This window comes from Rhodopila sp. (genome assembly GCF_965277825.1).
Lineage (GTDB): Bacteria > Pseudomonadota > Alphaproteobacteria > Acetobacterales > Acetobacteraceae > Rhodopila.
Genome location: NZ_OZ255846.1, coordinates 1,873,439 through 1,892,046, shown reverse-complemented (window position 1 = coordinate 1,892,046; position 18,608 = coordinate 1,873,439). Strand labels below are relative to the sequence as shown.

The 18,608-nt window shown below is 61.1% G+C and carries 16 protein-coding genes; 14 read left to right on the top strand and 2 right to left on the bottom strand.

Translation table 11 applies throughout. The annotated features are described in order from the left end of the window. Positions 1–283: 283 nt before the first annotated feature. Positions 284–1,612 (bottom strand): amidohydrolase/deacetylase family metallohydrolase, encoded by a 1,329-nt coding sequence (locus tag ACQY4T_RS09485; protein ID WP_428540686.1) that lies wholly within the window; start codon positions 1,610–1,612, stop codon positions 284–286. A gap of 888 nt (positions 1,613–2,500) precedes the next feature. Between ACQY4T_RS09485 and ACQY4T_RS09480 the strand changes: the two genes are divergently transcribed. Genes ACQY4T_RS09480 through ACQY4T_RS09455 form a run of 6 tightly spaced genes read left to right on the top strand, consistent with a single transcriptional unit; the run spans position 2,501 to position 8,627 of the window. Continuing rightward, on the top strand, positions 2,501–3,742 hold the full coding sequence (locus ACQY4T_RS09480) for an urea ABC transporter substrate-binding protein (RefSeq protein ID WP_428540683.1): 1,242 nt from the start codon (positions 2,501–2,503) through the stop codon (positions 3,740–3,742). 13 nt (positions 3,743–3,755) lie between these two features. After that, positions 3,756–4,622 (top strand): branched-chain amino acid ABC transporter permease, encoded by an 867-nt coding sequence (locus ACQY4T_RS09475; protein WP_428540680.1) that lies wholly within the window; start codon positions 3,756–3,758, stop codon positions 4,620–4,622. Further along, a complete protein-coding gene (locus ACQY4T_RS09470) occupies positions 4,619–5,659 on the top strand; it encodes a branched-chain amino acid ABC transporter permease (RefSeq protein WP_428540677.1) in 1,041 nt (346 codons plus the stop codon). Before ACQY4T_RS09475 ends, ACQY4T_RS09470 begins: the two co-directional genes overlap by 4 nt. Then, a complete protein-coding gene (locus tag ACQY4T_RS09465; protein WP_428540674.1) occupies positions 5,656–6,378 on the top strand; it encodes an ATP-binding cassette domain-containing protein in 723 nt (240 codons plus the stop codon). Before ACQY4T_RS09470 ends, ACQY4T_RS09465 begins: the two co-directional genes overlap by 4 nt. After that, a complete protein-coding gene (locus ACQY4T_RS09460; protein WP_428540671.1) occupies positions 6,375–7,079 on the top strand; it encodes an ABC transporter ATP-binding protein in 705 nt (234 codons plus the stop codon). Before ACQY4T_RS09465 ends, ACQY4T_RS09460 begins: the two co-directional genes overlap by 4 nt. Before the next feature lie 18 nt (positions 7,080–7,097). Next, positions 7,098–8,627: an amidase gene (locus tag ACQY4T_RS09455; protein WP_428540668.1), complete on the top strand. Its 1,530-nt coding sequence runs from the start codon at positions 7,098–7,100 to the stop codon at positions 8,625–8,627. A 317-nt stretch (positions 8,628–8,944) separates the two neighbouring features. Here the strand turns inward: ACQY4T_RS09455 and ACQY4T_RS09450 are convergent, their stop codons facing one another. Beyond that, entirely contained in the window at positions 8,945–9,097 is a 153-nt protein-coding gene (locus ACQY4T_RS09450; RefSeq protein WP_428540665.1) for a hypothetical protein, read from the bottom strand. Positions 9,098–9,812: 715 nt separating this feature from the next. Here ACQY4T_RS09450 and ACQY4T_RS09445 point away from each other — a divergent pair. The 8 genes from ACQY4T_RS09445 to ACQY4T_RS09410 all read left to right on the top strand — a co-directional run bounded on the left by ACQY4T_RS09445 (position 9,813) and on the right by ACQY4T_RS09410 (position 18,594). Then, positions 9,813–11,093: an O-acetylhomoserine aminocarboxypropyltransferase/cysteine synthase family protein gene (locus tag ACQY4T_RS09445; RefSeq protein ID WP_428540662.1), complete on the top strand. Its 1,281-nt coding sequence runs from the start codon at positions 9,813–9,815 to the stop codon at positions 11,091–11,093. Next, positions 11,087–11,950, top strand: a complete 864-nt coding sequence (locus tag ACQY4T_RS09440) for a homoserine O-acetyltransferase/O-succinyltransferase family protein (RefSeq protein ID WP_428540659.1) — start codon at positions 11,087–11,089, stop codon at positions 11,948–11,950. Before ACQY4T_RS09445 ends, ACQY4T_RS09440 begins: the two co-directional genes overlap by 7 nt. After that, a complete protein-coding gene (locus tag ACQY4T_RS09435) occupies positions 11,950–13,356 on the top strand; it encodes a pyridoxal phosphate-dependent decarboxylase family protein (RefSeq protein ID WP_428540656.1) in 1,407 nt (468 codons plus the stop codon). The genes ACQY4T_RS09440 and ACQY4T_RS09435 overlap by 1 nt, the downstream gene beginning before the upstream one ends. After that, positions 13,356–13,997, top strand: a complete 642-nt coding sequence (locus tag ACQY4T_RS09430; protein WP_428540653.1) for a hypothetical protein — start codon at positions 13,356–13,358, stop codon at positions 13,995–13,997. Before ACQY4T_RS09435 ends, ACQY4T_RS09430 begins: the two co-directional genes overlap by 1 nt. A gap of 67 nt (positions 13,998–14,064) precedes the next feature. Then, complete coding sequence (locus ACQY4T_RS09425; protein WP_428540650.1) at positions 14,065–15,144, top strand: glycosyltransferase family 2 protein; 1,080 nt, start codon at positions 14,065–14,067, stop codon at positions 15,142–15,144. After that, a complete protein-coding gene (locus ACQY4T_RS09420; RefSeq protein ID WP_428540647.1) occupies positions 15,132–16,346 on the top strand; it encodes a glycosyltransferase family 4 protein in 1,215 nt (404 codons plus the stop codon). The genes ACQY4T_RS09425 and ACQY4T_RS09420 overlap by 13 nt, the downstream gene beginning before the upstream one ends. A gap of 23 nt (positions 16,347–16,369) precedes the next feature. Beyond that, entirely contained in the window at positions 16,370–17,551 is a 1,182-nt protein-coding gene (locus tag ACQY4T_RS09415) for a glycosyltransferase family 4 protein (RefSeq protein ID WP_428540644.1), read from the top strand. A gap of 14 nt (positions 17,552–17,565) precedes the next feature. After that, entirely contained in the window at positions 17,566–18,594 is a 1,029-nt protein-coding gene (locus ACQY4T_RS09410; protein WP_428540641.1) for a hypothetical protein, read from the top strand. Positions 18,595–18,608 lie beyond the last annotated feature (14 nt).

Genomic DNA, 18,608 nt, shown 5'->3' with positions numbered 1-18,608 from the left:
CATCACCACGGCAATGTCGTTGCGCTGCAATCATCCAGCACCACCATCTCGTTCTGGACACGAACGGGCAGCGCGGTCAACAATTCGCCCTCACAAGGCCCGCGGACACACTATCCCATTGGCCGGAGCGAATCGGGGCACCATGCCCGTTACAATGCATAAACCGCCCGCTCCGGGTCAGCAGCCGCTTCGGCTCCAGTCCAGCTCGATACCCAGGTGCGGGCAGACATTTCGATAGGCGGCGATCCGGTTCTTCAAGGATGGCCGGCTGTCCACCCGCCGATCACGCCGCGAGCTGCGCCACATCCGGCAACAGCGGGCTATCAGTGGCAACGACCTTCCCCGCTCGGACCACGCATTGCGGATGCAGCAACTGCTTCGTGACGACTTGCTTGCCGTTCGAGTCCTGCAACGTCCACTCCCCTTCCAGCACCCGGAATACCGAGATATCGGCGTCCATCCCGATCCTCAGCGCGCCGATCGTTTCCTCCATCCGCAACAGCCTTGCCGCGTGGGACGTCGCCATCGCAACCACCTGAGGCAGGGTGACGCCCAGCGCCATCAACTCGCTCATGGCGTGGTGCAGCCCATACGGGGTCGAGAACGGCAGGGCGGCGTCATCGGCCATGTCCTCGGACGGCACCACGTCTTGCGTGTCGGTGAACATGCCGCGATACCACCGGCCACCGTCCGGATACTTGATGTTGTAGCCGTGCAGGTCGGCCCCCAGCGTGGTCGGCAGAATACCGGCATCAAGCACCGCACGCGCGTTGTCGAAGCTGAAATGCGCGCCACGCCCGACGTCGATGGTGACGCCCTTGGCCAACGCCTCGAACACCAGCGGATGGATCGAGCCGTCCGCATTGACAAAGCCGGACGGATACCGGGTGAACGGATGCGCCAGCACATCACCGGCATCCAGCAGCGGAACGACCTGCTCGATAATCTCCCGTGGGTTGACGTCGCCGCTGCCTTCCTTCTGCGGCCACAGCGTGCCGAGATGGACGTAGGTCGGCAGCCCAAGTTCGCGCCCCGCCTGCTTACCCAGCTTCAAGGACTCCAGACCCCAGCGGGAAAAGCCGCCTGGTTCCGCATGCGCCTTGATCCCCTTGATCAGGTCCGGGTGCTGACGGGCCATCTTGACGATAGCAGCGACATTGATACCGGTCGGACCATAGAGATCGACGTAGCGGTGCCCCAGAAGACCGCCGGCCAGGTAGCTCGAGAGGAAGCACAGCACGCGGCTCTGCGACGGCTCCACGATGAACTGCTTGAAACCGCCGAAGGTCAGTGCCGACGGGCCGCCTTGATCGACCACCGTGGTGACGCCGCCGCGGACGCCGACCAGATCGGCATTGAGGCCAAAATCGCCCGTCACATGCTCGTAGATGTGCGCGTGCGTATCGATCAGGCCAGGCGTGACGATGGCGCCGGCCAAGTCCATGCGTTGGGCACCGTCCGGGACCGGCAGGTCTGCACGAACCCCGGCGATTTTGCCGCCGGCAATGGCGACATCCAGCATGCCATCTGTGCCGGTGGCCGGATCGATGACCCTAGCGCCCTTCAGGACAAGATCGCAGGCACCGAGCCGTGGCAATATTGTTGCGTTCATACTGTTAACTTCCCTCATGCTCTGAATCAGGATCGCTCATCCACGCCACGCCTGCTTCACCCGCCACTCCACCGCGGCGATGATGCCTATGCCCCAAGGCCGATGCCGCACAATAGGATCGAGGCGGCGAATATGCGCGCGGTTTCGGCCCGCAACCCGGCGAGCAGGATATAGCACCCTAGGCCGCGCTTGAAGGATATGAACTCGGCAGGGTCAGGCGCACCGTGTGCATGGAAGCGGCTCGCGGTCCACGCGACAGATGAAAGGCGCCCCCACCGCCGTGCAGGATCGCTCGGCGAGACAACATCCTGTCACACTTCTCACTATGTAATCGTCAGGCCCACTAAACAATGATCATAACATAGCAAGGGATGTGCCATGGGAACAGGCGATTGGCCCGTCACATGCGTCAACGGTGGCCACTAGCCATCTGCTCCGCCATTGCAGCGGCACCGCGCCGTCGATCCCGGCGTGGCTGCTCAGCCGTCGGACCTCCGGCCCGCGCGCGCGCTTTCATCACGCTTATTTCGGCCATCGGCGCGGTGAGTTTCCGGCACATGCGAGCGTCGCGGCGTCGCAATCCCAACTTGGCAGTGGCAGCCGACTGCCCGTCCTAACGAACCCGTGGGGCGCGGTTTGGGCAGCCCGGGCGGACCGCTGATGTTTTGCTGAGCATACAGGCGCAGGCAGCCGACCCAATCGTTGCAACCAGCCAGAAACCAGCGCCCCCCGCTTCGATATCCCCCGCGACAAAGCATAAACCGCCGCAAACTGGCTCGGTTGCTGTTCAAAGAAAAACCCCTTTCCTGGCACCGCGCTTGCAAGCCCGCCGTCCGAGACGCTTGTCCGCCAGCCGCGGCAGCTCGTCACCCATTACGGAGTCGTTTGATGACGCGTCGTGCCATCACCCGCCGCTCGGCGCTCGCCCTGGGGTCACTTTCCACTGCCGCCCTGGCGATGCCGTTCGTTTCACGCCATGGCCTGGCCGAACCGCCAATCAAGCTCGGCAGCCTGCTGGACGCCTCCGGCCCGATCGGCATCAGCGGTGCGCGCATGATCCAGACGACGCAGTACGCCGTCGGCGTGCTGAACGCCGCCGGCGGTTTGCTGGGCCGCCAGATCCAGTTGATCAACTACGACACCCAATCCAGCATGCAGCTCTATTCCCAGTACGCGCAGCAACTCGTGCTGAAGGACCGGGTCGACGTGGTACAGGGCGGCATCACCTCAGCCTCCCGCGAGGCGATCCGTCCCACGCTGGATCGTTTCAAGACACTCTATTTCTACAATACGCAATACGAGGGCGGTGTGTGCGACCGCAATGTCTTCTGCACCGGCACGACACCGGCGCAGACCGTGGACCACGTCGTCGCCTACGCAATGAAGACCTGGGGCAAGAAGGCCTACATCATCGCCGCCGACTATAACTACGGGCAGATCACCGCCAAGTGGATGACCAAGTTCGTCCGCGACGGCGGCGGCAGCGTCGCGCGGACCGACTTCTTCCCGCTCGATGTCACCGATTTTTCCTCCGCCATCAGCCGCATCCAGCAGGCCGGCCCGAATTTCCTGCTGTCGGCGCTGGTCGGCGCCAACCATAACGGGTTCTACCGCCAATGGGCGGCGGCCGGAATGAAGCCGAAGATCCCGATGGCCTCGACGGTGTTCGGCCTCAGCGACGAGCTGACCAGCATGGAGCCCGCCACCACCGACGGCATCGTCACCTGTTACGGCTGGTACAACGACATCGGCACTCCGGCCAGCGATGCATTCGTCAAGGGCATGCAAGCCAAATACGGGGCCGGCGTCACCGACCTGGGCGAGCTCGATTCGGCGACCTACGAGGGCATCATGATCTGGGCCGAAGGCGTCAAGAAAGCCGGTTCGGTCGCGCAGCAGAAGGTCATCGCCGCGCTCGAATCCGGCATCACTATCGACGGCCCGTCCGGCAAGGTGACGATGGACCCAAAGACGCATCACACTGTCCGCAACGCCTACCTGGCGCAGCCGAAGAACCGGAGCTGGGACATCATGGCGACCTATCCCGAGCAGTATCCGGGGGACACAGGGGGCGCCTGCGATCTGATAAAAAACCCGCGTACCGACAAACAATTCGAGCCAAGTATCTAGCGGAGAGACAAGCGTGGACCTGATCGGGCTGCTCGGATTCAACGTCGTCTCGGGCATCGCCACGCTGGCGCTGATCACCCTGGGCCTCGGCGTAATCTACGGCATGATGCGCGTTATCAACCTGGCGCATGGCGAGTTCATGATGTTAGGCGCCTATACATCCGTCGTGGCGGTCGGCGCCGGCGTCAACATCTGGATCGCCATGCTGGTGCTGTCGCCACTGCTGGTCGGCATCGTCGGCCTGGTGCTGGAACGCACGCTGATCCGCTTCCTGTATGGCCGCATCATCGACACGATGCTGGCGACCTGGGGCGCCAGCCTGGGCCTGATCGGACTGATGACGACGATCTTCGGCAACAACACCCGCGCGGTGCCGGTGCCGACGGGCGGCTTCGCGATCGGCCGCTACGGCGCCAGCCAATACAGCCTGGTGATCATCGCCGCCGCCCTCGCCGGTTTGCTGGGCATGTTGGCGCTGCTGCGCCTCACGCGATTCGGGCTGATCCTGCGCGCTACGATGCAGAACCCCAACATGGCCGCGGCCCTCGGCGTTTCTCCGCCCACCATCTACATGACCACCTTTGCCCTGGGCTCCGCCCTGGCGGGGCTGGCCGGCGGCGTGCTGGCGCCAGTGTCCGGCATCTCGCCGGGCATGGGGGCGGCCTATATCTCGCGTGCTTTCATCACCGTGCTGGGTGGCGGCCCGGCGATCATCACCGGCACCGGACTGGCCGCCACCCTGTTCGGCACGATCAACTCGCTGGTATCGTTTGAAACTACACCGGTGATCGGCGATGTCGCCCTGCTGGCTGCCGCCGTGCTGATGATCCGCCTGCTGCCGCAGGGCATCACCGGCCGCTTCCTGAGGCGCAGCCTGTGAAGATCGCCGCCGGCTGGGCCGGCTTCCTGGCCATGCTGGGCGTCGGGCTGCTGCTGCTATTCGGCCTGCCGCAAGTGCTCGACCTGTTCGGCATCGTGCAGATGACCGTCTTTGTCGCGATGGCGATGTTCGCGCTCAGCCAGGGGTTCCTGTGGGGCTACGGCGGCATCATGTCGTTCGGCCAGGCTGCCTTTTTCGGCCTGGGCGGCTACGCCTATGCGGTCTCCGTGATCAACCTGGGCGACAGCACGCTGCCGGTCGTCCTGTCGATCGTGGTGCCGATGCTGTTTGCGGCCCTGTTGGGCTACTTCATGTTCTACGGCCGTATTACTGACGCCTATATCGGTGTCATTACACTGACTGTCTCGGTCATCCTGTTCGAGCTGATCAACTCCACCTCCGGCAACGCCTACCACATCGGCCAGGCCGAGCTGGGCGGGTTCAACGGCATCCCCGGCGTCCCGCCGCTGAACCTGCCCGGCGATCCGTCCAGTCAGCTCGATCCGGTGCAGACCTGGTACGCCGCGATGGGTTCGCTGATCGGCGTCTATGTCGTGCTGCGCGCCATCCTGGCCAGCCGCTTCGGCCGGGTCGTCGTGGCGATCCGCGAGAATGAGACCCGAGCGATGCTGATCGGCTATGATCCGCGGCTTTACAAGCTGCTGACCTTCATGATCGCCGCCGGCGTGGCCGGGCTGGCCGGCTGCCTGTTCACCAACTGGGGCGGCTTCATCAGCCCGACCGTGTTCAGCCTGACCATGTCGGCGCAGGTCATCATCTTCGTCCTGGTCGGCGGCCTGGGCACGCTGGTTGGCCCGATCCTGGGCGCGGTCGGCATCCAGTACCTGATCAACCTGGCCGGTGCTCAGCACTTCGTCGACGCCAACCTCGGCCTTGGCATCGTCCTGGTCGCCTTCGTGCTGCTGGTGCCGCAGGGCCTGGTGCCGCTGGTGCGCGACCGGCTGCTGCCGATGCTACGCCAATCCCGGGCATCTGCCGCGCGCCCGGTGCCCAAGACCGCGGACCTTCACCGGTGAACGGTCCCCCGCTGCTGGAGGTGCGTGGCGCGACCATGCGTTTCGGCGGCGTGACCGCCGTGCAGTCCGTTGACCTGACGCTGCAAGAGGTCGAGCTACGCTGCCTGATCGGCCCAAACGGCGCTGGCAAGAGCACGTTCTTCAAGATGCTGACCGGCCAGCTCGTGCCCACTGAGGGCACCATCCTGTTCCGTGGCAAGACCATCACCGGGTCGAACCCGCACGCGATCGCCCGCCTGGGCGTCGGCATCAAGACGCAGGTGCCGAATGTGTTCAATGGGCTGTCGGTGCGTGAAAACGTGTTCATCGGCGCCGCCCGCCGCAAGTCCGCCAGCCGGGCGCGCAGCATCGTGGCGGAGACGCTGGCGCGGTTGCAGCTCGACCTGATCGCCGACCGGCTGGTCGGGCAGCTCGCGCACGGGCAGCGCCAATGGGTGGAGATCGCCACCGTGCTGGCGCAACAGCCCGACCTGATCCTGCTGGACGAGCCGGCGGCCGGCATGAACCACGCCGAGGTGCAGCGGACCGCCGAATTGATCCGCGAGATCAACCGCACCCAGGCCCTGGTGGTGGTGGAGCACGACATGCAGTTCATCCGCATGATCGCCCGCACCGTCACCGTTTTCAACCAGGGCCGGGTGCTGATCGAGGACGATGTCGGCCATGTGCTCGCCGACCAGCGCGTGCGCGACGTCTACTTGGGAAAGCAGGCCGCATGAGCCTGCTCACGGTGTCCCGCCTGCGCGCCGGCTACGGCCGCATACCGATCCTGGCCGGCGTCAGTCTTACGGTCAACGAAGGCGAGATCGTCGGCATCCTGGGCCATAACGGCATGGGCAAGACAACGCTGTTGCGCACGCTGATGGGCTACCTGCCGGTCACCGACGGCGCCATCCAGTTTGACGCAACCGATATCACCCGCCTGTCGCCCACCGCCCGCGCGCGGTTGGGCATCGGTTACGTCCCGCAGGGGCGGGAGATCTTCGCGACGCTGTCGGTCTCGGAGAATCTGCGCATGGGCAGCCTGCGCCAGCCGGATGAGGCGCGCACCATCCAGGATGTGCTGGGCGACTTTCCCCGCCTCGCGCGGCTCGTGGACCGCCTGGGCGGTACCTTGTCGGGCGGCGAGCAGCAATTGTTGGCGCTGGCCCGCTGCCTGTGCGGCCATCCCCGACTGATCCTGCTGGATGAACCGACCGAGGGCATCCAGCCGTCGATCATCGACGAAATCGCCGAGACCCTGCTGGCGATCCGCCGCCGCCGCCCGGTCACCATGGTGCTGGTGGAGCAGAACCTGAACTTTATCGCCGCCTTGGCCGACCGCATCCTGATCCTGCAGAAGGGTGAGGTCACCCGGGAGATCCCGCCCGAGGTCGCGCGCGACCGCAGCATGATCGACGAGTTCGTCGGCATGGCCTGACACAAGGAGGCAACCACAATGACAATGGACACTGTGAAGATCCCCACACTGGACCAGCTTCGCGACACTGCCCGCTCGCTCGGCTTCAGCATGGGGGATGCCGAACTCGCCGCGCACTTGGAGTGCCTGCAGCCCGGCTTCGCGGCCTACAACATCGTCGACCGGCTGCCCGACGACATCCCGCCGGTGCGCTATCCGCGGATGCCCGGCCAGCGCCCATCGGCCGAGGAAAATCGCTACGGCGCCTGGTACGTCAAGACCCGGATCGAGGGCGCGCCCAGCGGCAAGCTGAAAGGCAAGACCGTCGCGGTGAAGGACAATGTCTGCGTCGCCGGCGTGCCGATGACGAACGGCGCCTCGACGCTGGAGGGCTACGTGCCGGACCTCGATGCGACCGTCGTGCAGCGCATTCTGGACGCCGGCGGCACCATTGTCGGCAAAAGCGTGTGCGAGTATTTCTGCTTCTCCGGCGGCAGTCACACCAGCTCCACCGGGCCGGTGCACAACCCGCATCGTCACGGCTATTCGGCCGGCGGCTCTTCTTCGGGCAGCGGCGCGCTGGTCGCCGCCGGCGAGGTGCCGATGGCGCTGGGCGGCGATCAGGGCGGATCGATCCGCATGCCGGCGTCGTTCTGCGGCATTTACGGCATGAAGCCGACGCACGGGCTGGTGCCCTATACCGGCATCATGCCGATCGAGCTGACGCTGGACCACACCGGCCCGATGACCGCGACGGTGGAGGACAACGCCTTGATGCTGGAGGTGCTGGCCGGGCCGGACGGGCTCGATCCGCGCCAATACGGCGCTCCAATCGTCGCCTACCGCGACTCGCTGGGCCGCGGCGCGCAGGGCCTGCGCATCGGCGTCGTGCAGGAAGGCTTCGGCCACGGCCAATCGCTGGAAGCCTCCGATGCTGTGGTGCGCGAGGCTGCCGACCGGTTGCGTGGCCTCGGGGCGACCGTCGAGACCGTTTCGATCCCAATGCACCTGCTGGGTCCGGCGATCTGGCTGCCGATCGCGGCCGAAGGGGCGACGGTGCAGATGATGGCGGGCAACGGTTTTGGCTTCAACTGGCAGGGGCAGTATATCGTTTCGCTGCTGGATGCCCATGCCGGCTGGCGCAGCCGGGCGGATGAGCTGTCCGACACTTTGAAGAACACGATGCTGCTGGGACACACGATGACCACGCGGCACCGTGGCCGCTATTACGCCAAGGCACAGAACCTGGTGCGCACGTTGCGCCGCGCCTACGACGATGTCCTGGCGAAATACGATCTGTTGTTGATGCCGACTCTGCCGATGACCGCGACCAAGCTGCCGGCGGCCAATGCGCCGGTTGCGGAGATCATCCAGCGCGCGTTCGAGATCCTGCCCAACACCGCACCGTTCGACTGCACCCACCACCCGGCCATGAGCATCCCCTGCGGCATGGTCGATGGGCTGCCGGTCGGACTGATGCTGGTCGGCAGGATGCTGGACGAGGCGACGATCTACCGCGCCGCTGCGGCCTTCGAGCGTGGGGTCGACTGGAAGTCGATCCGCGGTTGAAGTTGCGGGCGGGCGGGTCGCCACGCGCCGCCCACCTGCGCCGGCAGCGGAACGGCTGCGACCAGGCGCTGCCGGAACACCGCCTGTTCGCCGCTGCCGGTCGGGTCTCCGAGCTGCCGCGATTCACCGCCTGCCTTACGGACCGCGTTGATCTGACCCTTCGTCGAGTACAGCCTGCACCCTCCCAGTGAGGCAATGGATCGTCGGCATTGCGCTCGGCTATGAAGGCCTCAACGACCGCGACGAACGGCGCCAAGACCGGGAGACGGGCGCGACCTGGATGAACCGCCTGGAACCAGCAGGGCGGAACCGACTCGCTACGTCAGCATTGCCGCCGACACCGACGCCTTCAAGATGCTGTTCATCGATCTTTTCCTCGACGCCCACGCCAGGGCGCCGCGATCGCGCACCCTCGCCTCGGTGCCGCCGACGACCCGGCGCTCGGCCATCGGGAAGACCACTTCATCCACGGCTGGACGGAAGTGTCCGACGATAGCAAGGCAGCAACCCCACGATTCCGCGCCAGCACCATGAAAATCAGTTGGCCCCGGAATCAGGTCATACGAGCAGGATTGGGGGTACCCACAAAGCGCCAACCCCGGGCGGACACGCCTCAGCGCTTTAGGTAGATCCCGGAAGTCCTTTCCAGTGGAAAACCCTTCTATGAGGTCGCGGCAAACCCTAAAGAACGCCCTTCAGCCACACTCGTAGGTCCCAAGGCACAGGCGCCGGTGGATTGCCCGGCTGCCACGTAAAGTCGGCTGGATTGGCACCAGCCCAACGCTGCCACGGCGGCAACCACCACTAGCTAGGCCCCCTTCCTCAGACTCAACAACGCGCTTGAATGAGCCATCAAGCGCTCTAATACGAGGATGATTTTCCAAGACACGTCGGCTTACCCCAAAATAGTAAATGTCTTTGCAGCAACCTTGTGCTTCAGTCTTCCCTGCCGACAAACCCAAAAGTGTTAGATGTTGCTCTGCGTAGTAAGTCTAGTCGTGCCGCGATCGAGCTGCACTATTCGCCGGACGTGTAAAGATTGAACAAGAAGCCGTGCCAGCCACCCGATCCAAAACTCATTGAGCGCAAATCACCTTGCGCGGTGCGGGCCTGGTTGCAACCGCTGCAATACAGACGAAGCATATGGTCAAGAACTACCGGTGTCTCGAAGGGACAGAATAAGTAATGCGCAGTGAGACACTTGCTCTGCACGGGGGTTACCGACCCGACATCGGCACCAAATCGATCGCTGTGCCAGTTCACCAGACAGTGGCATACGCTTTTGACAGCGCCGAACACGGCGCGGCTCTGTTCGATTTGGAGGCAGAGGGTTTCCGATACAGCCGGATCAAGAATCCAACCACGGACGTGCTCGAACAGCGCGTCGCGGTACTGGAAGGCGGTGTCGGCGCACTCTGTGTTGCTAGTGGTCAGGCCGCACTACATTATGCGGTGGCCAATATAGTTGAGGCTGGCGACAACCTTGTCACTGTTCCTCAGCTTTACGGTACGACCCACACCCTGTTTTCCTTTCTACTCCCGAAGCTCGGGGTTACTGCAAAATTCGCGGAAACTGATCGAGCGGCCGAGCTGGAGCGGCTGATCGATAACAAGACGCGGGCGATTTTTATTGAAAGCGTTGGAAATCCAGCCGGCAATATCTGCGATATCGAGGATATTGCTCAAATCGCACACAAGCATGGCGTTCCGTTAATCGTCGATAATACAGTCGCCACCCCGATTCTATTAAGACCAATGGATTGGGGCGCAGATATCGTTGTACAGTCACTTACAAAGTTCATGGGCGGTCACGGCACTACCATGGGTGGAGCGGTCGTAGACAGCGGCAACTTCCCGTGGGATAAGTATCCGGACAAATATCCGATGTTCAGCGTTCCGGACGAGTCATATCACGGCTTGATCTTTTCGGCGCATTTTGGCCGCACTGCCTTCATCGAACGTTGCCGCAGCTTCTATCAGCGTATAACGGGTTCCGTGTTGTCCCCGTTCAACGCGTTCTTGTTGCTTCAAGGCATTGAGACTGTTGCTCTGCGGGTCGAACGGCACGTCGCGAATGCCGCCATCATCGCAAAGTTTCTGAAGCAACACCCCAAGGTTCAATGGGTTAACTACGCTGGGTTTGACGACAATCCCTACTATGGACTTGTGCAGAAATACCTCGGCGGCCGCGCCTGTTCTTTGATTACGTTTGGCGTCGAGGGTGGCCTGGATGGCGGCACCAAAGTCTACAATGCCTTTGAACTGATTGTGCGCTGCGTGAATCTGGGCGATGCCAAGTCGCTGGCTTGTCATCCAGCATCCACCACTCATCGGCAAATGTCGGCGGAATCCCAGAAGAGGGCAGGCGTCTCTCCGGAGATGATCCGCATGAGCGTTGGCATCGAGCATTCAGACGACATCATTGCCGATCTCAAGCAGGCTCTCGAAGGAGCGCGACTGTGCTGACGATTGGTCTTTTGAATAACATGGCCCCTGCTGCGCTTCCTGGGACAGAACGACAGTTCGATCGCATCTTGTCGCAAGCCGCGAAGGGAGTGCATTTTGAATTGCGTCGGTTCCGCTTGGCGGGGGCGCGGCCGCTCAACTATGAGACGATTGACGAGCTGTGGGCCAGCGAGCTCGATGGATTGATAGTCACCGGAACAGAACCGAAAGCATCCGCTTTATCGGACGAACCATTCTGGCCAGCATTGACAAAGACAATCGAGTGGGCAACGCGGCGCACTTCGTCGGTGATCTGGTCATGCCTGGCCGCCCACGCCGCAGTGCTGTATCTGGATAGCGTCGAGCGCAAATCGCAACGTGCGAAGATCTTTGGCCTGTTTGACTCGGTGAAGTTGACCGAGCACGCGCTGATGCAGAATGTGCAAGCGTCTTGGCGCGTACCTCATTCGCGCTGGAACGACCTCCCCGAGAAAGAGTTGGTGACCAGCGGCTACACTTTGCTGACCCATTCGGGAGAAGCAGGAGCTGATATATTCTGCAAACGGTTTGAAAAGAGTTTATTCGTCTTCGTTCAGAGTCATCCGGAATACGAACCTGCTACTCTACTGCGAGAATATCGCCGCGATGTAGCCCGCTATGCCTCGGGTCAAACTGCAACGGCCCCTGATCTACCAAAAAACTACTTCGATCGACAATTCGCGCTCCAGCTCCAGAGAGCGGAAGCAGCTAATTACTCGGAGTGGGATAATATTGAGATCCGCAATGAGTGGGAGCCATTCGCCGTCGAATTCTACCACAACTGGCTGAATTATCTGCTCACTATGCAGAATGAGAAACTAAGCATGGTTTCCGCGTGATGAATGAACTGTTCCCACCACGCAATATCCGGGATGCAATCGACGAGACGCTCACTTGTGCGCTGGGAAACGCGTGTGAGCGCGTAAAAGCCGGTTCCGTGACTCCAACGTTCGACGCCGCTGCGTTCAGCGAGCAGCTTGCACAGTTCGATTTTCATCGCCCGCAGCCATTTGAAGAAACGTTGACTTGGACAATCGCGCAAATGGAGTGCGGCTTGGTGCACGTCACTCACCCCCGCTACTTCGGTCTGTTCAACCCAACCCCGAATTACCCTGCCCAGTGTGCCGACAAGATTACTGCCGCCTTTAACCCACAACTCGCGACGGCAACCACTTCGCCTGCCGCCGTAGCCATCGAAGCCCATGTGGTTGCCTCCGTGGCCAAGCGGGCCGGCTTGCCGAGCGGGGCGACCGGGCATTTCACGACGGGGGGAAGCGAGGCCAACTATACGGCGGTAATCCTAGCCTTAGCTGAAGGCTGCCCGGGTTTCAACGAAGATGGAGTGCGGGCTTTCCCCGGGCAGCCGGTGTTCTATGTCTCGGAGGACAGCCACCTTGCCTGGCTTAAGATCGCCCGGCAGGCGGGTCTAGGACTATCCGCGGTCAACCTGGTAGCCACCGACCCAGAGGGGTGTCTCGACCCTGAGGCGCTGCGGACGGCCATCGAGCAAGATCGCTTGGCGGGACGTGTCCCGGTAATGGTTGCGGCGACGGCCGGAACGACCAATGCCGGCATGATTGATCCACTTCCAGCCTGTGCACGGATCGCGCGCGAGACGGGTCTTTGGTTCCACGTCGATGCCGCCTGGAGCGGAGCCTTAATCGCCTCGGCCGCGCGGAGAACGTTGCTCTGCGGGATTGAGTTGGCGGACTCCGTAACCATTGATGCACATAAATGGTTCGCCACCACAATGGGATGCGGCATCTTTCTGACCAGCCACAACGACGCGCTACATCGCACTTTCCGGACTACCACCGGCTATATGCCCTCCACAACGCCGGCTGATCCCTACACCAGCAGCATCCAATGGTCGAGACGCTTTGCCGGACTACGCCTGTTCCTCGCCCTCGCCGCGGCAGGGTGGGACGGCTACGCCCGGCATGTCGAGCACACACTGTTGCTCGCCGAACGGTTGAAGGCTCAGATCGTTAACGAGGGGTGGATTGTTCTTAACCGCTCTCCGGTCGGCGTGGCCTGCATGAGTCCTGGCAGACCATGTTCGACCCGTGCCCTGGTCGAGCGTGTCCTCGCATCAGGCCAGGCCTGGGTCTCGGTGGCTCGGTTCCAGGGCCGCACGGTTGTCAGAGCCTGTATCACCAGCGGTCTGACGACAGCCGCCGACGTTGCCATTCTGGTCGACGCCTTGGTCGATGCCGAAAAGTTGGTTCACTTGGAGACTCAATAATGGACGAAATTACCATTGGATTTCAATCCGTCGTCGAAGAGATTTGTTGCCGTGACTGGGAGCAATTCACCCAAGACGAGATGACGGCAGTCGCCTGGGCCTACTACTTCTTCTCAATTCAGTTCCGCGAATGTCTTGAAGTCGCGCTCAGACTGCATCCGGAAGATCAGCAGTTGCGACGGCTCGACCGTGAAGAGTGTGCAACGGCAAACTTGTCGCCCTGGCCCGGCGTCGCCGAAGCGAAAGAGGCGATGAACCATGACGAATTTATGCGCCGCACTCTGACGCTTTCGCCGATCAGTCTAGCTGTCCAGTCGAAACTACGAGACGCGGGCGAGCGGTATCTGGCGACTACACGCGCGATGGACGACTACTACAAGGCGATGACCATCGCCAGTTATGAATGCGGTGGTCTGGAGGCGGTATTTTCGGCCATGCTGCGAGCCAAGCACTTGGACACGCCACTGCTGGCGAGCTTCCGACATTTTCTCAAGAAGCACATCGCTTTTGACAGTCATCCAGAAGAAGGACACGGAGCTTTGATTCGGCACTTCCTGCCTGACGCGAGGATCCGGCCGATGTGGGTCGCGTTCCGCGACTTGCTGCTGGTCGCAGTTCCTAACCAGGCGTCTTTCGATTGACCTCCGATTAAATGCACAAAAAAACGACCCAAAAAGGGGGCTGCGCAGATCGCGCAGAGGAAGCAAAATGGACCCGAAACACAATGGGCTTTTGGAACTGCCATCACTTGCCAGTGACTTAGACGTTGTCGCCACGCACGCCGAAACGCCGATCCAGTCAATAACTGCATCGGTTGTGATCCCGGTACGAAATGCATTGCCATACGCTAATAGGCTGATCCGAGCGTTGAAGCGGCAAACACGACAGGCTCAGCGTGTCATCATCATCGACTCTGAATCGACGGACGGCTCACCTGAGCGTTTTCGGCAGGCGGGTTTTACGGTCGTAACAATTAAGCAGAAATCGTTTGACCATGGGGCAACCCGGAATCTCGGATGGCGGATGTGCGACACCGACGTCGTCATGTTCCTCACCCAGGATACGTTGCCGCATGACCGTGAGTGTTTTGCGCAATTGCTGGACCGATTTGAAAATCCATCAGTCGGAATTGTCGGCGGGCGGCAGCTCCCGCGTATTGAGGCCAGGGCGATCGAGCGCCACGGCCGTCTGTTCAATTATCCGGCGACAAGTAATACGCGGACGTTAGCCGACGCCCCTAAATTCGGATTCAAGGTATTGTCGAATTCCAATGCATTTTCGGCATATCGCCGTGCCCTACTGGAAGGAATAGACGGCTTTCCCACGCGCATCATCATGGGTGAGGACCACGTAGCCGTCGCGCGTGCTCTGCTCAAGGGTTGGACCATTGTTTATGATGGTAACGCGGTGGTCGAGCATTCGCATGGATATTCTCTGATGGAAGAATTCGGTCGTTATTTCGACATCGGAGTGGCGCACAAATATCACGCGCACATCTATAAAATGTTTGCGATGCCGGACAAGGAGGGAAAGCGTTTCGTTTTGTCCGAACTGCGCTATCTATGGCAGCACACGCCGCTCCGCATCCCGGAAGCAATGCTGCGAACAATCATTAAGTTGGTGGCCTACCGTCTAGGACACCGCGAGCAGCTTCTGCCGCCGTTCATCAGGAATCGTGTCGCAATGAATCCGCAGTATTTTTCGGCACTTTGGCCGCCGAACGCCGCGAACATCAGCGCTGAATTGCCCATAACCGCACTGTTGCCTGGCGACCCATGCGAGTCCTGATAGCCAGTAATTTCTATCCTCCCTATATCGTTGGAGGTGCGGAATTGATTGCCGCACACCTGGCGAATTGGCTGACCAAGGCCGGCCATGATATCACCGTTGTCACCACCTGCGACTCGGGCAGTGGATCAGAGGACTGCATCGACGGCGTACGGGTAATTCGTTACTTTCCTCCTAATCTCTGGTGGAACTTCGAGCGTTTCGCGGCAAACGACCGCCGCGGCAGGCTTGCCCGGGCGCGATGGCGTCTGCGCGACTACTGGAACGGCGCATCCGCTCGATATTTTCGCAATATTCTCCAGCAAGTCCGCCCGGAGGTCGTGCATACTCATAATATAAAAGGGATGTCGCCCGCGATTTGGCGGGAATCGCGGCGCATGGGGATCCCAATCGTTCATACTGCCCATGATTATCATCTGATCTGCCGGTTAGGAACGATGTCCCGGCAAGAGGCTGACTGCGCCAAGCCGTGCCGGGTTTGCAAGCTGCATGGTCGTTGGCACGCAGCCTGCGCCAGCTCGGTCTCTCTGATATGCAGCCCGTCACAATTCGTAGGCGATCGCCACGCGTTGGCCTTGGGCGCGAGCGACCGTACTCTGGTTGTACCGAATGGCTTGCCGGAGGACCCGGTTGTTCGGCTGCCGCGCCCACCTGGACGGCCGCTTGAACTGCTCTATCTTGGCCAGTTGCGCCGCGAAAAAGGTGCTCATCTTCTGCCCGAGATCTTGGCCGGCTTGCCGCCGGATGCGCGTCTTCATGTCGCGGGCGCTGGGGTTTTGATCGGCGAACTGGAGAAAGTGGCGGCGGGTGACCCGCGAATGATTTTACATGGCTTCGTGGGACGCGAAGCGAAGTATGGTTTGCTTGACCGCGCCGACGCTTTGCTATTCCCGTCAATGTGGACAGAAAACGCGCCCGTGGTTCTGGTTGAGGCGTTCATGCACGGCGTCCCGGCTATCGCCAGCGCCATCGGGGCCATTCCCGAGTTTGTTGAGCACGCAGTCAATGGGTTGCTGGTGGAACCAGGGGACGCTGCGGGATTTGCGCGAGCAGCCTGTGAAATCCAAGACAACGTCGCACTGGCAGCAAACCTCTCGCAAGGCGCGTCGAAAACCGCATCACGCTTTACGATCGACGTCATGGGACAGCGATATCTCGCCCTATACACGCGTAGTCTTGAAAAGACTGGCACGGGAAAATAATGGACGCGTACCGAATACTTTGGGTGATCCCCTATTTCCCGTGGCCCGTGCGCAACGGGGGAATGGCGCGGCAGGATGCCTTGCTGCGGGCACTAAGCGCTCGTGGACACCGCATTACTGTCTTGTCGTTGACCCACGAGGCGCCCTCCGAAGCTGTTCTAGAGGGCGTAAGAGAATTCCTTGACCGGGTTGAGATCGCCCCGCGCCGCAAGCTAGCTCATCCAATTTCGCTTTCCAAAGCTTTGCTATCGCGGCGGCCGGCGATCACCAGTATCAACGCGGCTTCACTGCTCTTTCGGATCAAGTTCGAAAACCTGATCCAACAAGACTTCCACATCGTGCAGATTGAACACAGCTATGCGCTCGGGGCGCTCCGAACGCCGTTGCGTCGGCATAGACTGCCGTTCATCCTAACCGAACACAACGTGGAAAGTAGGGTTGCGCAGGTTCCATACAGTCGCTTCCCGGCTCCGTTGCGGGCATTCGGCCTGGTTGATCGATTGCGATACCAATTTTGGGAAAAAACCGCGGTCCGCGAGGCGTCCTGCGTCGTGGCGGTTAGCCAGGACGAGGAGAAATTCTTTCAAACGCTTGGTGCCAGGACGGCCGTTGTACCCAACTGTATTGACACATCGGCGCATCGCGAAGTACTGCCTGACCGTAACGCAGATCGGGTTTTGTTCATTGGCAATTACCGTTACCCCCCAAACGTGTCGGCTGTGGAATGGCTTTGCGATGACATAATGCCTAGGTTATGGCAACAAAAACCAGAGGTTAAGCTATCGGTTTGCGGTTTTGAGTTGCCGGAGCAATGGCGCAAGCGTTGGCTTGATCCACGCGTGTCATTTTCCGGCTTTGTGTCCCGTGTCACCGATGCACATTCCGAAAGTAGCGTGTTCGTCGCGCCGCTGCGGGCCGGCGCCGGTTCGAAGCTGAAGGTCATCGAAGCAATGGCATCGGGCCTGCCAGTGGTCGCCACGCAACAAGGAGTCTCCGGCTTGAACGTTGAAGACGGCGTGCATTACCGTCACGGAGAGACCCCGGACGAAATCACGCAGGCTTTGGCATCTCTGTTGCGCGATCGACAGCGAGCCGAGCGAATGGGCGAGACCGCTCGGAACTTTGCCGTACAGAATCACGACTGGTCCATTGCCGCCGCCGCTTTGGAGCGTGTCTACGCCGCGCAACGGGCGCAGGTGGCATAGACGGCCATGCTGCTATGATCGTTGTAGACGACCCTGCGGCCGACGCCCTCACCCTTTCTCCACTGACGATCCGCAGCTTGCCCGTAGGGAGGCTGCGCACCCGCAACGATTGGGATCACTTTGCACAAGCGTGTTTGGCGAGCTATTACTGCGCCCGGGCATATATACGTCCGCACCGTTTCACGCATCGAGTGCATCTGTTTGAAGTATTCGCCGCGAGCGAGAAGGTTGCCCAATGCGCCGTGGCCGTTTCGCGTGTTCCCGGCAAAGCCAAAGGCACATTCTTGGACGCTATACAACTGAAGCCGAAGCATAAAGCCCGCTGGGCCGACGCGATGACCGCCGTGCTGCATCTGCTCGGTGCGGGAGTTTATGTTTATGGCTCGGTGTGGAACGCCGAAGAGCCACGCGATGAACAGTTGGCTTCCCTGCCAGGCGTGACGCTCATTAGCACCGAGGCCTGGCGGGTGATGAGTGTTGACTTCGCAGACTTCGGAGACTGGGATCATTATCACCGGTCGATGAGCACAAATGCGAAGCGTAACGTGGCCAAAGCCGTCAAGGCTGATCCGGCGATACGCATCGAGACGCAAAAGGGCTTTCCCTCGGCGGCTAATCTGAAGCAAATGATTTCGTTACGCCACGACGTCTTTGAGCGCAAGGGTTTGGCCATCGGGTCGTGGCGATTTACCCTGTTACGTCGCTTAGTCATGCTGCGCCAACACATCAGCGTTTCGTGGGTTTACTTCCAAAACCGTTGCACCGCCTACGCTCTATGTCTGCGTTGGGGAGACCACCTGTATTACACCGATGGTGCCTCTACCCAGGACAACGGTGGCTCCGCATGGTTCCTGCTGACCCAGACACTGCGCGCCCACTATCTAGCCTGTCCAAAAGGCAAATTCGTCATGGGCTATGATCCCGCAATTCGGTGGAGCGAGGATACGACGCGCTGGAGCAATCTGCTTCGACAGAGACAACAATGTAGGGCCCGCTCAACGCCGACATCCATCGTTGTTTTCAGATACGAGGACCAGAGGTGAGTGCCTATTCACGA

Coding starts and splice junctions, on each gene's coding strand:
- ACQY4T_RS09445 (WP_428540662.1), top strand. CDS start 9,813: ATGCGCAGTGAGACACTTGCTCTGCACGGGGGTTACCGACCCGACATC.
- ACQY4T_RS09425 (WP_428540650.1), top strand. CDS start 14,065: ATGGACCCGAAACACAATGGGCTTTTGGAACTGCCATCACTTGCCAGT.
- ACQY4T_RS09430 (WP_428540653.1), top strand. CDS start 13,356: ATGGACGAAATTACCATTGGATTTCAATCCGTCGTCGAAGAGATTTGT.
- ACQY4T_RS09455 (WP_428540668.1), top strand. CDS start 7,098: ATGACAATGGACACTGTGAAGATCCCCACACTGGACCAGCTTCGCGAC.
- ACQY4T_RS09480 (WP_428540683.1), top strand. CDS start 2,501: ATGACGCGTCGTGCCATCACCCGCCGCTCGGCGCTCGCCCTGGGGTCA.
- ACQY4T_RS09420 (WP_428540647.1), top strand. CDS start 15,132: ATGCGAGTCCTGATAGCCAGTAATTTCTATCCTCCCTATATCGTTGGA.
- ACQY4T_RS09460 (WP_428540671.1), top strand. CDS start 6,375: ATGAGCCTGCTCACGGTGTCCCGCCTGCGCGCCGGCTACGGCCGCATA.
- ACQY4T_RS09485 (WP_428540686.1), bottom strand. CDS start 1,612: ATGAACGCAACAATATTGCCACGGCTCGGTGCCTGCGATCTTGTCCTG.
- ACQY4T_RS09410 (WP_428540641.1), top strand. CDS start 17,566: ATGATCGTTGTAGACGACCCTGCGGCCGACGCCCTCACCCTTTCTCCA.
- ACQY4T_RS09435 (WP_428540656.1), top strand. CDS start 11,950: ATGAATGAACTGTTCCCACCACGCAATATCCGGGATGCAATCGACGAG.